Raw genomic sequence first — 12,827 nt, 5'->3', positions numbered from 1 at the left:
CCGAGCTCGTCCATCTCGTTCAAGCTCTCGGCTATTCCTGGCTCGTAGCCGCCTATCATGTAACCGTCGCTCGGGTCGAAGCTTGGGGATAGTCCTTGCTCCTTAAGCTCTCTGTTCAGCTCCACCTCGCGCCAGAAGGGCATGCCGTCCGGGTCGTTCGGGAGTATGACGAACCATACCTCGCCATCATGCTCTCCCCTTGAAGAGTAAGCCACGACTTTCGCCGGAAGCTTGACCTCACCGGAATCTGTTAGGGCCGAGGCGTTCATCTCGACGCCCGCATTCGTGAGGTTCGCCCCGGAGAGCGGAGCGTCCGGCTTTGCAGGAAGTTTTATCTGCCTGAGCCTGATGACCTTTGCATTGTAAGTATTCACGAGAGTCACGTTGATCAGACTCCCGTTCCCGAGGAGAACTTCCGCTATCAGAACCTTCCTCGGGTTCTTGACGAGAGTTAAGCCACCCCCGGACTCCCACTGAACCTGCGTGGAGTTCTCAACGTGATAAAGCCTGAGCACCTCACCGCTGATTCCCTTTTTCTGGAGTATGCTCTCGTACTTTGCGTAGATTTTGAGGTCTTTTTCGGGTTCTTTTGGCCCGATTCCGCAGGAACCGTCTCCGCAACCGCTCAAGTGACCGTAGCCGAAATAATGATCCTCGTCACCCGGGTAATCATCACCCCACCACGTCCCCGTCCTGAGGTCGTAGTAAATTGTGGCAACGCTTCCAGGACCGGGGGAAACGTCCATCTCGGTTCTCTCTGTCCCGTCATCGTTGTCCCTGTCGTAGAGGTGGAAGGTTATTGGAATTATTGCTCTGCCGTCCGGGACGTCGAATGTGGCCTTGGCTATCGCGTAGTTCTCAAGGTTGAGGAGGGGATCAGCTCCGGGGGTGATCTTCCTTTCCAAATCGTCCTGGTTGTCGGTCAGGAGGAGCGTTTTCTCCTTCCCGTCAGCGGTCACGTCGAGGCTCATGTCTGCTGGATTGTGGCCCGTAAGCGAGCCGTCAACATCGTCCAAAGCCTTCGCCCTGAGGATGTAAACCGTCACCATGTAGTTTCCAACCGGGTTCATGTCCAGGGAGTCAATTATCCCGTCCCCGTCAGTGTCCCTGTTGAAGGGGTTCGTCCCGTACTCGTACTCCTCCTGATCGCTTAGGTAGTCGCAGTCGGAATCCTTCAGGAGGGTAACGGTCTCGCTCATTGAGTCGCTTCCCCCGGGATACGTGAGGACGGCTTTGATAGTGTGATTCCCGGGCCCGGCTGGGGTGGTGAGGGTGAGGGTCTCGGGGTAGTAGGGGTCGAGGTCGACCGTCGTGCTCTCTCCCTCTCTCCCGTCGGCGTAGACCTTCAGGGTTCCCATAGTGCTCGTTCCCCCGTAGTTCTCAAGCGTCACGTCAACGGTGGCCCTTCCGTTGCAGGTGGTGTGGCGAACGTTTATTCCGATTATTGCGGGCCGCGGTCTGTCTGTTATGAGGTCCGGTCTCGAACTCCCCTGGAGGGCGGTTTTCCTCAACGCTGAAGAGTATTAGGAGCGCCGTTACTGCAGACCACATTTTCTTTCCGTCCATGTTCAGAACACCCCTTCCGGTGAGATACTATGATTATCGAGGTTTTTAAAACTTGTTACAACACTTAAAGTGATAAAGTCCCCCGAAACTCTTTTAAAATTTGGAGTTCTTTAGCCACTGAGGGTGATACATGATGGTGGGGCTCTTGGAGGAGGCGAGGGGACTCTCGATCTTTACTGCTTATAATACGAACGTTGATGCGATAACTTATCTCCGGGGGGAGATTGTGCAGGGGTTGATAGATGAGTTTGGTGCCGATGCAGTTAGGGGGAGGATGGAGGAGTACCCGCGGCAGATAAGTGAGCCTCTTGACTTCGTGGCGAGGCTTGTTCACGCTCTCAAGATTGGCAAGCCTGTTGAGGTTCCTCTCGTTAACGAGGGGCTTCAGGGTTGGTTTGATTCTCGCTTTAAGTATGATGTTGAGAGGATGGGTGGTCAGGCGGGCATAATAGCGAACCTGCTCGCGAGTCTTGGTTTTAGGAGGGTTATCGTTTATACGCCGCACCTCTCGAGGAGGCAGGCGGGGATGTTCGTTCGGAAGGAGAACCTCTTCTATCCAGTCGTTGATAATGGGAGGCTTGTCTTCATGCATCCGAGCAAGGCCTACCGCAAGGGCGATCCGGTCAAGGTGAACAGGATCTTCGAGTTCCGCGCGGGAACGACCTTTAGGCTCGGGGACGAGACCGTTACCGTGCCCTTCTCAGGGAGGTTTATAGTCTCGGCGAGGTTCGACAGCATAAGGATATACACCGAGCCCGGGCTCAAGCCCTTCCTTCCCGAGATAGGCCTCGTAGCAGACGGCGCAATACTCTCCGGCTACCAGGGGATAAAGCTCCGCTATTCCGATGGGAAGGACGCCAACCACTACCTCAGAGAGGCCAAGAGGGACATACTCCTGCTAAAGCGCGAGGACAACATCAAAGTCCACCTTGAGTTCGCCTCGATACAGAACCGCGAGCTCAGAAAGAAGGTCATATACAACCTCTTTCCCCTCGTTGACAGCGTTGGGATGGACGAGTCGGAGATAGCCTACGTCCTCAGCGCCTTGGGCTATCCTGAGCTCTCGGACAGGATCTTCACCTACAACAGGATAGAGGACACGGTCTTGGGCGGCAAGATACTCATAGACGAGATGAACCTCGAAGTCCTGCAGATCCACACGATCTACTACATCATGTACATAACCCATTCGAACAACCCCCTGAGTGAGGAAGAGCTGAGGAGCAGCCTTGAGCTGGCGGCTACCTTGGCAGCCGCGAGGGCATCCCTCGGGGACATAAGATCCCCGGAGGACTTCAAAAGGGGACTGGGCGTTCCCTACAACGAGCGCGGAGAGTACGTCAAGCTGCGCTTTGAGGAGGCCAGGAGGAGGCTTAGAACCAGAGAGTACAAGGTCGTCATAATACCGACCAGGCTGGTCAGGAATCCGGTCTCAACGGTTGGCCTCGGGGACACGATTTCAGCGGGGGCCTTCACGAGCTACCTCGCTCTCCTGAGGAGGAAGGGAAACATCTGACTCTAAAGAATTCTTCAATTATTTAATTCTCCAAAAATTTAATTCTGCTTTTAAACAGCTACCCTCCCTCGGCCCAGGCGAGGTAGTGGAGGGCCTTCATCAAGCCGGCCTCCCTGAGGACTGCCTTGAGGTTCCTGAAGCGGGAGCGCATGACGAAGAGCTCGTAAAATCCCTCTAAGTTCCCCCAGTGGCCGTAGGCAGATAGGGCGAGGTACATCACCTCCTTGGGCTTCAGCTTCCTCCCGAGGCTTGAGTCAAGGGCCTTGAGGGCCGGCCTTATCCTGTCGAGGAGGCCCTCCCTGGCTATCAGGTGGAGCATCAGATCCTCAACCGTCGGCTTCCTCCAGTCCACGTCCTCATCCGCGAAGGGGAGGCCGATTATGAGCGGCACGACCTCGGTTCCGCCAACGGTGTAGCCAGCCGCGCTCTCCTCGCCACCAAGGCTCAAGAGCTTTCCCGTTATCGAGGCGAGGGCACTCTCCCTGCTCTCATCAACGTCCACCGCTACTCCTATCCTCTCCACCGAGAACCCGAAGACGTCCATCGCCCGAAGGAAGTTCCCGAGGTTTCTAATGACACCCGAGTTGCCCTCACTCGGAAGGATCGCGAGGTAAGCCCCGTCCCTCGATAGGAGGTCGAAGTTGTCCCTCTCAAAGACCCTCTCCACGAACCTCAGGCAGCGCGGCGGTTCCCTGCTCTCCCTGAACTCGAAGAGCTTTTTGAAGACCGCCTTGAAGAACTTTGAGTCGGTCTTCCCCTCGACGAAGAGGACGCTCGTCCTCGCGTCTTGCCCGGAAAAGCCGCCCCTGACGTCGAAGTCGAGGTACTTCCTGAGCTCGTAGACCTCCTTGAGCGTCAGCGACTTCCCCGTGTTGGAGTACACGAGAACGTTCTCCTCCCCCTTTTTGAAGCGCTGGGCTATCAGGTCGATGAGTTCGAGGCTCGACGTCACAACGGTTTCATCTCCACTGAGGGAGCCAGCGAAATCCAGCAGGCCGTCGCGGTTCTTCCCGTATTCCGGAAAGAGCAGAGCGTTCTCGTCCGCAAAGTCCTCGAACCTCTCCCCGGTTACTACCCTCATTCACCTCACCATGTCAACGGTTATTGCCCCAATCACCGCGAAGGTGCTCACTATGACCGTGGCGTTCGCGAACTGCTCAGGGCTGAAGCGGGCTATCAAGTTTATCCCGTAGACGTAGATCAAGGCCGCGGAGGCCGCGTACGAGATGAGAGCCACGGTTATGAGCCTTTTGGGGATGTGGAACACCTCCTCGGGCTTGAGGTTCCCTATCCGCGATTTGGCTATGAAGATGTAGGCCAAGGCAACGGTCATCAGGAAGACCAGGAAGGAGCGCCCTATTGAGATCGTCTTCGCCACGTTCCAGACTTCGTCGGTGAAGAGGAAGGGCAGGGCGAATGCAACCGCGCCCACTATCTCCTGGGCTATGTCGTCCCAGCCGAGCCTATCCGGGGCCGACTTTCTCTCCTCCCTCTCCCTTATCCACTGGAGCCCCTCGTTTATCTCGTCGAGCTTCTCCCGGATCTCGCGCTCAGCCTCAGCGCTCATCATCCCATCAGTATTGGATTCACTCATCATCGCGCTTCCGGTTTCTCGGGAGCCGTTATAAGGTTAGTGCCGGGGGACAAAAGGTTATAAGCGTCCGGCCCAAGGCCCCCAAGTGGAGGGTGAGGGCAATGGTTGTGAAGGAGTGCCCCGAGTGCCACGGCACCGGGAAGGTTAAGGTGGGCGAGAAGGAGTGCCCGGTCTGCGGGGGCTGGGGTTACGTTCCTGCGGATTTTAAAATAGGGGACAAACTGAAGGGCTACCGGAACCTCGATTACCTCGGCGTCGAGGACGAGGTCGACGAGATCCCCTGTCCGGAGTGCCACGGGAAGGGGACCGTTCCCGTCTACGACACCTGCCCGGTCTGCGGCGGAACCGGCAAGGTTCTGGCCTGCGACATCTGCGGGAAGATCAAAGGGCCCTGGGAGCCGGGCATGGAAACCACGTGGGTCTGCCCCGACTGCCTCAGGAAGTACAAGGTCGTTTACGTCCTCGACAAGACCTGCGACTACGAGGACGTTGAGGTCGGCAACGTCTACAAGGGGACGATAGAGAGGGTGGAGCGTTTCGGCGTCTTCGTGAAGCTCAACCCCCACGTTACCGGGCTCATAAAGAGGAAGAACCTCCTCGGCGGAAGGGAGTACAAGCCCGGAGATACCGTACTCGCCCAAGTCATCGACCTGAGGCCTGACAAGGGCGAGATCGACCTCATCGAGTCCGCCCTTAAGAACTACAAGGAGGTAACGGTGAGGAAAGAACTCCCCGTCACCCCGATAGGCGAGCTGAGCAGGGATCTCGCAGGAAAGACTGTGAGGATAAGGGGAAGGGTAACCCAGATCCAGGTCACCGGCGGGCCGACGGTCTTCACGATAACCGACGGAACCGGCATAACCTGGGCGGCCGCCTTCGAAGCCCCAGGCGTTAGGGCCTACCCCAACGTAAACGTCGGCGACACCGTGGAGATCGTGGGGAAGATAGCCTTCCACTCGGGTGAGATACAGATCGAGACGAGCGACATGAGCCGCCTCTGGGGCCCTGATGCGGCGGAGGTAAAGAGGCGCATAGAGGAGGAGCTCGACAGGCGCGCCCAGCCCAGGGACGTGGGCTTCCTCGTGGAGAGCGAAGTCCTCGAAAAGCTAAAACCTAAGATAATGGAAGCCGCGTTTATGATAAGGCGGGCGGTGTACGAGGGGCGGCCGATACTTTTAAGGCACCACGCCGATACTGACGGCTACACCTCGGGCCTCGCGCTGGAGTACGCGATCGTGCCGCTCATCGAGCAGGTCTCTCCCGATCCAAGTGCAAGGTGGAAGCTCTTCAAGAGGAGGCCAAGCAGGGCGCCGTTCTACGAGATCGAGGACGTCCTGAAGGACATAATCTTCATGATAGAGGACCACGAGAAGTTCGGCGACCCTCTTCCGCTCCTTGTGATAGTGGACAACGGCGGGACGAGCGAGGACATTCCAGCCTACAAGCGCATAAAAGCCTACGGCGTCCCGATAGTGGTCATAGACCACCACGATCCGCGCGAATGGGTAAGCGAGGATAAAGCCAAGGTAGACGAGTACGTCGACGTTCACGTGAACCCGCACCACGTCAAGCGCGGCTACTACGAGTTAACGGCCGGAATGCTCGCGACGGAAGTTGCGCGCTTCATCAACCCAGATGTCGAGGACAGGATAAAGCACCTCCCAGCTATTGCCGGAACCGGCGACAGGAGCAAAGCTCCCGAGTTCCACCAGTACCTCAGGATCGCCAAGAAGGCGAAGGGACTAACCGAGGAGGATCTCAAGAGGATAGCGGAGGTTATAGACCACGAGGCCTTCTACTGGAAGTTCATGGACGGGCACGGCATCATAGACGAGATTCTCCTCCTGACTGGCAACCTCCAGAGACACCGCGAGCTCATCAACGCGATCTACCCCGAGGTCATGGAGAAGCAGGAGAAGGCGCTGAAGGCTTCTTTACCGCACGTGAAGAGCGTCGTCCTGCCCAACGGGATAAGGTTCAACACCATAGACGTCGAGCTCTTCGCGCCGAAGTTCTCCTATCCTTCACCGGGAAAGCTCTCCGGCTTAATCCACGACCACTTCAAGGAGGAGTACGGCGAGGACGCCCCGATACTAACGCTTGCCTACGGCCCGGACTTCGCAGTGGTCAGGGCGGCCGACGGGATGGCGGCATACAACTTCGACCTCAACGAGATCATTCCAAAGCTCCAGGAGGCGCTTCCGAGCGCTGGTGTGGAAGGCGGCGGCCACAGCTACGCAGGCTCGATAAAGTTCTTCGAGGGGATGCGCAGGGAGGTTCTTGAGGAGTTCGCCAAACAGATCCTCAGGCTCAAGAGAGTAGCTCCAAACCTTTTTAACCCCCGCGAACGAGGTACTCCAGAGCACTCATCGGAGGAATGTGAATGAAGGTTGTTCTTGAGGTGACGTTCAGGATGGGCGGCGTTTCCTACCGCGGCTACCGCTGGGAAGGCAGCGCTCTCGTCTTCGAGTTCGAGAGGCTTGGAGATGCCTTCATACAGGTTCTCAGCACGAGAAGGGTCGAGGTGGAGGTCGACAGAAGCCCGGAGAAAGTTCTCGTCGAGCTGAGGACGAAGGAGGGGGGAAAGGTCTTCGAGGCCTTTGAGAGGGACGGCGTCTACCTTGCCGCGGAGCGCTGAGGGCTGGCTTATGATAAGGCTCGTCTCGTTCGACGTCTGGAACACCCTCCTCGACATAAACCCCATGCTCGATTCAATGGCAATGGAACTCGGGGATCTCCTCGGGATATGCCCCGTTGATGCGATGGAGGGAATAACCCTCGCGAGGGAGATGATAAAGGGTATGAGGGCCAGGGGTGAAGGGAACCCGCGCAGGCCCCTTGAGGAGAGTCAGGAGCTTTTGGCGGGCCTCTTCGGGGCCGGCGTTGAAGCCGTTAGGAGGGCTGCTGCGAGGGCCGTCTTAGGGATCGGCTCAGAGGCCCTCATCCCCGGTGCCGAGGAGACCCTGGCCGAGCTGAAGGGAAGGGGTCTCATAATAACGGCCACGGGGAACGTGATGTTCTGGCCCGGCTCCTACACGCGCCTCCTGCTCGAACGCTTCGGCCTCATGCGCTACATCGACGGAACCTTCTTCGCGGACGAGGTGCGGGCATTCAAGCCGCTCCCCCAGATCTTCATGAAGCCCCTGAAGGCCTTTGACATCAGGCCGGAGGAGGCCATCCACGTTGGCGATACCTTAGCGGAGGACTTCGAGGGGGCCCGCCGGGTTGGGATGTGGGCGGTCTGGATAAACCCGGAAGCGGAGGGGGTTAAGAGGATGGACGAAAGGGGGTTTGAAGTCCCGGACATACGGGCGGTTTTAGATGTTTTGGACATCGCCGCGGGGAAGCCCGCCCAGTCCTCTCAATGAAACAGCTCGTCCGCACCTGCCAAACTGGTAGCATCCCCCTGTCCCGTCGGGCTCTTAGAAATCCCGGCGCAGCCGATAGGCTAATATAGTCCAAGGACCAATTTTCTTTATGCTGCTGGGGGCTCTCAAGAGGCTGAAGACCAGGAGAATGGTGCTCGCCGAGCTTTCCTCCTCCAGCGAGACGAAGGTGATGCACATCAGCGACACCCCCGAGAGTTCGTACCGCTTCATAAGGGAGCTGATCGAGGAAACCAGACCGGATTGCATAATCCACACCGGCGACTTAGCTGACAACATCAAGTTAGAGCGCAGGCCGGAACTGAGGGGCCTCTACAGAGGGGCCCTGAGAAAGCTCGCGGGAATCCTCAAGGGCTCTGGGGCTCGCCTATACATCGTCCCCGGCAACGAGGATGACCCCGAGCTCGTGAGGGGATTCTTCGGAGATGCCGTCGTTGAGCCCGGAACCGTTGTGGAAATCAAGGGGGTTAGGTTGGCCCTCGGACACAGCTGGGAGGACGTTGCCGACGTTGAGGCCGACTTCAAGCTCTACGGCCACAACTTCAGGGTCATTCCAAAGGGACTGAACGCGATCCTCGGCGTCAACTTCCTATTCCTCCCCAGCGGAAGGGTCGTGAGGGTTGACTACCCCGTTGGAACGGACACGTATAGGGGTTACAAGCTGAGGAGGGGACTTTGACGAGGTTTATGCGCTTCGGGCCTTCCATAATCTTCCTCAGGACGGCCCATGGTGACGCGGTAAAGAAGGCAATAGGGGAGATGTTCTCGGTCGAGGAGATGCCGACCGATGAGGCGATAAGGAGGAGCAGTGAGTTCGAGACCGTTCTCTTCGTCACAGACGAGTGGATAAAGAAGACTCTCCCGCCGAAGACCGGTTTTCTGATAAAGCGCGGGGTATCTTACGTCATAAGCACGGTGATAAACCGGAACCTCCCCGTGGAGAGGGTTCAAGTGGAGAGCACGCTGATATTCCTCCGCGTTCCCGAGAAGGTCGATGAAGCCCTGGGCTTTATAGCCGAGAGGTACGGCGGGAAAGTAACCTCCCTCAAAGACGCCCTCGACGAAGGTGAAGCCGGGGACACGGTCGTTGGTGTCACGAGGAAGAGGCTCAGTTCTCTGATAGGGCCTGAGGAAATCGAGGGGGCCGTTTTAGTAAGACGGGGCTTCCTCCAGGTCTACCGCGAGCTCAGCATCGATGCTCCCCTGCTACTCTTTAAGCTTCTCCCCGAGTGGAACGAGCTTACCATCAAGATATACGACACCGAAAAGCGCTACGAGGAGAACATCGAGAGGCTCATGATGGTTATCGAGGATTTAGACCTCGGCTTCGTGGTCGGCGAGGGCTGGGACTGGGACTATCCGAGGCCCTTCATGCGCGTCCCCGTTTACAAGCTCAAGCTTTTAACCTGGGAGAAGCCGGAAAAGGTCAAGTTCCTCCTCAAAGGGATTGAGTATCACGGCTACAAGCGTTTGTGCGACATAGACATCTTCTTTGAGGGCAAGAAGATCCACTGGACGTCCCTCGGGAAGTTCAGTTCAAAGTTCGAGCTGGCCAAGAAAGCCAGGGAAGATCTGGAGAAGCAACTAAGCGAGGACGTCCTTAAAAAGCTCAGGGAAATCGAGGAAAAGCTCGTCAGGGAATCTAAGGGCTGAGTCAGAGCTTCTTTATCTTTGCAATGAAGAAACCGCTCGTCCCGTGTCTGTCGGGATAAAAGCGTCTCGCCTTCTTTATCTCCTCGCTCAGCTCGATTCCAAAGGGCCTGCTCAGGGCAGGCTCGCCATAGCGGAGGGGCAAAAGTTCGACGTCGAAGTTGTCGAGAACCCACTGGATCACGAACTCGTTCTCCTCAGGCTCAAGGGAGCAGGTGGAGTAAACGAGTATTCCGCCCTTCTTGAGGACGCTTAAGCCTTTCTCAAGGAGCTTCATCTGCAAACCTTGGCAGAACTTTACATCGTCTATCGTCCTGTTGGCTTTCCTCTCGGGGTTTTTGTGTATCGTTCCCGAGCCCGTGCACGGTGCATCGAGAAGGATTTTATCGAACTTAACGCCGAGCTCGTCTATGTAGAGCGACGATTTATGGAAGAGAACCGTGTTCGTAACGCCGAGGCGGGAAAGGTTGAGTCTCGTCTCCTTCAAGCGTTCCTCGCCGACGTCGAAGGCGTAAATAATGCCCTCGTTCTCCATGAGTTGAGCCAAATGGCTTGTCTTTCCACCCGGTGCCGCAGCCATATCCCCAACAGTCTCACCGGGTTTGAGCTCAAGGGCCACGGGAGGATACATCGAGCTTGCCTCCTGAATGTAGAGGAGGCCGCTTAAATATTCGGGCGTGGAGGTTATCGAGAAGGGCTCGCGAGTGAGACAGAACCCTTCCCTCGCCCAGGGAACTCGCTTGAACTGGAAGCCCTTCTTGTTGAGGAGCTTTGTGAGCTTCGATACCTCTATGCGGAGGGTATTAACGCGGAAGCACCTCGGCAGGGGTCTTTCCATGGCCTCGGCTATTTTCAAAGCCCTCTCTCCCCAGAGCTGGTAATATCTCTCTGCAAATGTCTTGGAGTAGCCGAGGCTGAAGAGCTTTTCGAGCATGATATCCGGTGGAATGGGAGGTTTAAAACACCTGCGCTTCGACGTTCACGCGAAATTTTTAACCTCAGTGTTAAGAAGTATGAAAGGGATTGAAAATGAAGAAACTCCTCGCCCTGGTGTTGATAGGGCTTCTTGTTATGATGAGCGGATGCCTTGGCTCGACGCCGGCAACATCACCCACACACCAACCTTCAACCTCAACGACGTATTCTCCACAGGGCCATCCCAACGTTACGCATTCCAGGGGCTTCCCGGCGAACGCTTCGAACGTTTCCTCATTTACACGGTTGGACTTCACACCGGTTGAGGCAAACCTCTCCCCCAGGGTTCACCTTGAGATTGACCCGCGCGTTGAACTAATCCAGATAATCTACTTTATCGCCAATCCAAAGTGGTACCAAGAGAGAGTTAGTCCTTACCTCGTGCCGGCCGCTTCCCGCTATCCCTACTTAGGGGACGTTGCAGAGTACTTCGGGAACTACACAAACGCCACTGCGGTGAGGATGGTCCCGAGGATGGTCGAGGAGGGGGTTGCCTACGATGCCATCCCGGAGTTCGCCCTTCATCTGAACCCGGTTAACTTTTCGAAAGCTATGAACTGGAGCGACATGCTTCAGTACAGGCCGTGGCTAAACACCACCTTACTCGACGAGTTCGCGGGGGCGGTTGCCCGGTTCGCAAACGAGACAGACTTCTGGAAGTTCTACAACGAGCACAGGGCGTTCTACAACGAAACCCTCCGCAGGTTCGAGGAGGGAAACGGTGAAACAATCCTCAACGTGACCCGGTTTGAGGAGAGCTTCTTCGGTGAGAACGCCTCCTCCTGGACGATAGTTCCCCTTACGTTGATGTCCAGAGGCGGATATGGGTTACATATGAACAGAAACGGGGGCAAGTACATCCACGCGTTTCTCGGCTTTGGTGATGTCAAGGACGGCATCCCAATAGTCTATCTCTCGGGAGATGGAATAACTTTCCTCGTGCACGAGTTCGCCCACAGCTTCGTGAACCCGGCGGTGGACGAGTATTACAGCCTCTTCCAGCCCTATGAGTCCCTCTACGACCCAGTCAGGGAAAAGCTCAGCATGATGGCATACACCAACTTCAGGATAATGCTCTACGAAACCTTCGTCAGGGCCGTCGAGGTTTACTACCTCAACGTCACGGGCAACGTGGAAGAAGCCAAAAGAAAGCTCGGAATGTACAGCGTGCCCTTCTACTTCATCAAAGAAACCTACAACGCCTACGTCAACGACTACATGAAGCACAGGGACGTTTACAGGGACTACACCGATTTCATGCCGGAACTTGCGAAGGTTGTAGGGGAGGTCTACAATAGAACGGACGGGGGAAAGAAAGTTGAACCCCCGATGACGATTTACGACTTCATCAAACGGGCCAACTCAACGGGTGTAACCGTTGCATACAGCATTGGAGGCTACTCGCGCAGGGTCGCTGAGAACAAGTATCGCTGGCTTTTGAGCCTCGGCATCAACGCAACCCTGAAACCCGTCTCAAACCTCACCGAGAGGGAACTAAAGGGCAACCTGATGCTGGTTCTCTACTCCAACAGCTCCCTGCTCAAAGAACTCAACAGGAACGCCCTCGTCACGGTAAACGGCAATAAGTTTTTACAGCAGACCAAGCGGGGAAACCTACACAGGCGGGCTGGAGGTCTTTGAGGTCTTCAGAAACCCGTGGAACGAGAGTTCAGTGGTTTATTTGGCAGTTGGAAGTGGTAGATGGCCTTTCTACGGAGGATACTTCCCTCGCAGGTATTACCTAACGTACACAATTATCCCCGGTTGGGGTGCTGCCTTCGAGTGGGCCTGAGCGTAATTGTGAGCCTTTTTCCTTTTTTCTCCAGTTTCGTGTTCAACCCCACAGGGGTTCTTTAGCGGTTGGTGTATGCGCTGGAGAAAGAGAACAGTTGTCCACCTGCTACCAGATGGCAAATCTGATAGAATAAGAAAAAAGAGCGCGGGATCAGACCTTAATCCCGCCCATGACGAGGGCCATGACGGCCTTCTGGGTGTGTTTACGCGGAAGCACCTCGGCAGGGCTTCTCCCTCGCCTCGGCTATCGTTAATGCCCTCTCACCCCAGAGCTGGTAATAGCGCTCCGCGAAGGTTTTGTAGTGGCCGAGGCTGAAGAGTCTTTTGGGTATGTTGGAGGTTGGGG

Annotated in this window: 10 protein-coding genes and 2 pseudogenes; 7 read left to right on the top strand and 5 right to left on the bottom strand. The window is 56.3% G+C overall.

From position 1 onward, the window contains the following. Positions 1-1,511, bottom strand: a pseudogene (locus MVB78_RS08345) (hypothetical protein); the annotation flags it as partial. A gap of 188 nt (positions 1,512-1,699) precedes the next feature. Here MVB78_RS08345 and pfkC point away from each other — a divergent pair. Beyond that, a complete protein-coding gene (pfkC, locus tag MVB78_RS08340; RefSeq protein WP_297490236.1) occupies positions 1,700-3,082 on the top strand; it encodes an ADP-specific phosphofructokinase in 1,383 nt (460 codons plus the stop codon). A gap of 58 nt (positions 3,083-3,140) precedes the next feature. Here pfkC and MVB78_RS08335 read toward each other — a convergent pair whose 3' ends face one another. Both MVB78_RS08335 and MVB78_RS08330 read right to left on the bottom strand, forming a co-directional pair. Then, positions 3,141-4,163, bottom strand: a complete 1,023-nt coding sequence (locus MVB78_RS08335) for a DUF3226 domain-containing protein (protein WP_297490234.1) — start codon at positions 4,161-4,163, stop codon at positions 3,141-3,143. Further along, positions 4,164-4,676: a DUF2391 family protein gene (locus MVB78_RS08330; RefSeq protein ID WP_367271004.1), complete on the bottom strand. Its 513-nt coding sequence runs from the start codon at positions 4,674-4,676 to the stop codon at positions 4,164-4,166. It lies immediately after the preceding gene. Between the two features lie 101 nt (positions 4,677-4,777). Here MVB78_RS08330 and MVB78_RS08325 point away from each other — a divergent pair, with 101 nt between their 5' ends. The 5 genes from MVB78_RS08325 (at position 4,778) to MVB78_RS08305 (ending at position 9,715) form a co-directional block, all read left to right on the top strand. Further along, positions 4,778-7,063 carry a DHH family phosphoesterase gene (locus MVB78_RS08325; protein ID WP_297490244.1) on the top strand — a complete coding sequence of 762 codons (2,286 nt, stop codon included), beginning with the start codon at positions 4,778-4,780 and terminating at the stop codon, positions 7,061-7,063. After that, the gene (locus MVB78_RS08320) at positions 7,060-7,314 is read left to right on the top strand and encodes a hypothetical protein (protein ID WP_297490230.1); all 255 of its coding nucleotides are present in this window, start codon (positions 7,060-7,062) and stop codon (positions 7,312-7,314) included. Before MVB78_RS08325 ends, MVB78_RS08320 begins: the two co-directional genes overlap by 4 nt. A 13-nt stretch (positions 7,315-7,327) precedes the next feature. Beyond that, entirely contained in the window at positions 7,328-8,044 is a 717-nt protein-coding gene (locus MVB78_RS08315) for an HAD family hydrolase (RefSeq protein WP_297490242.1), read from the top strand. 109 nt (positions 8,045-8,153) lie between these two features. Next, on the top strand, positions 8,154-8,741 hold the full coding sequence (locus MVB78_RS08310; protein ID WP_297490228.1) for a metallophosphoesterase: 588 nt from the start codon (positions 8,154-8,156) through the stop codon (positions 8,739-8,741). A gap of 8 nt (positions 8,742-8,749) precedes the next feature. Continuing rightward, positions 8,750-9,715 carry a hypothetical protein gene (locus MVB78_RS08305; RefSeq protein WP_297490240.1) on the top strand — a complete coding sequence of 322 codons (966 nt, stop codon included), beginning with the start codon at positions 8,750-8,752 and terminating at the stop codon, positions 9,713-9,715. Position 9,716: 1 nt separating this feature from the next. Here MVB78_RS08305 and MVB78_RS08300 read toward each other — a convergent pair whose 3' ends face one another. Further along, positions 9,717-10,646 carry an RsmB/NOP family class I SAM-dependent RNA methyltransferase gene (locus MVB78_RS08300; RefSeq protein ID WP_297490226.1) on the bottom strand — a complete coding sequence of 310 codons (930 nt, stop codon included), beginning with the start codon at positions 10,644-10,646 and terminating at the stop codon, positions 9,717-9,719. Between the two features lie 95 nt (positions 10,647-10,741). On the opposite strand from MVB78_RS08300, the gene MVB78_RS08295 reads away from it, so the two are divergent. After that, positions 10,742-12,328: a DUF4932 domain-containing protein gene (locus MVB78_RS08295; RefSeq protein WP_297490238.1), complete on the top strand. Its 1,587-nt coding sequence runs from the start codon at positions 10,742-10,744 to the stop codon at positions 12,326-12,328. Positions 12,329-12,679: 351 nt separating this feature from the next. Here MVB78_RS08295 and MVB78_RS08290 read toward each other — a convergent pair. Beyond that, positions 12,680-12,813 (bottom strand): annotated as a pseudogene (locus MVB78_RS08290) (SAM-dependent tRNA/rRNA cytosine-C5 methylase); the annotation flags it as partial. Positions 12,814-12,827: the final 14 nt, after the last annotated feature.

The organism is Thermococcus sp. (genome assembly GCF_026991495.1).
Classification (GTDB): domain Archaea; phylum Methanobacteriota_B; class Thermococci; order Thermococcales; family Thermococcaceae; genus Thermococcus.
The sequence above is the reverse complement of the archived record's forward strand: the minus strand, read 5'-3'. Positions and strand labels throughout refer to the sequence as shown.

Bases quoted from the DNA above. Each gene is read 5' to 3' on its own strand.
- pfkC (WP_297490236.1), top strand. From the start codon at position 1,700: ATGGTGGGGCTCTTGGAGGAGGCGAGGGGACTCTCGATCTTTACTGCT.
- MVB78_RS08320 (WP_297490230.1), top strand. From the start codon at position 7,060: ATGAAGGTTGTTCTTGAGGTGACGTTCAGGATGGGCGGCGTTTCCTAC.
- MVB78_RS08305 (WP_297490240.1), top strand. From the start codon at position 8,750: ATGCGCTTCGGGCCTTCCATAATCTTCCTCAGGACGGCCCATGGTGAC.
- MVB78_RS08330 (WP_367271004.1), bottom strand. From the start codon at position 4,676: ATGAGTGAATCCAATACTGATGGGATGATGAGCGCTGAGGCTGAGCGC.
- MVB78_RS08325 (WP_297490244.1), top strand. From the start codon at position 4,778: ATGGTTGTGAAGGAGTGCCCCGAGTGCCACGGCACCGGGAAGGTTAAG.
- MVB78_RS08310 (WP_297490228.1), top strand. From the start codon at position 8,154: ATGCTGCTGGGGGCTCTCAAGAGGCTGAAGACCAGGAGAATGGTGCTC.
- MVB78_RS08335 (WP_297490234.1), bottom strand. From the start codon at position 4,163: ATGAGGGTAGTAACCGGGGAGAGGTTCGAGGACTTTGCGGACGAGAAC.
- MVB78_RS08295 (WP_297490238.1), top strand. From the start codon at position 10,742: ATGAAGAAACTCCTCGCCCTGGTGTTGATAGGGCTTCTTGTTATGATG.
- MVB78_RS08300 (WP_297490226.1), bottom strand. From the start codon at position 10,646: ATGCTCGAAAAGCTCTTCAGCCTCGGCTACTCCAAGACATTTGCAGAG.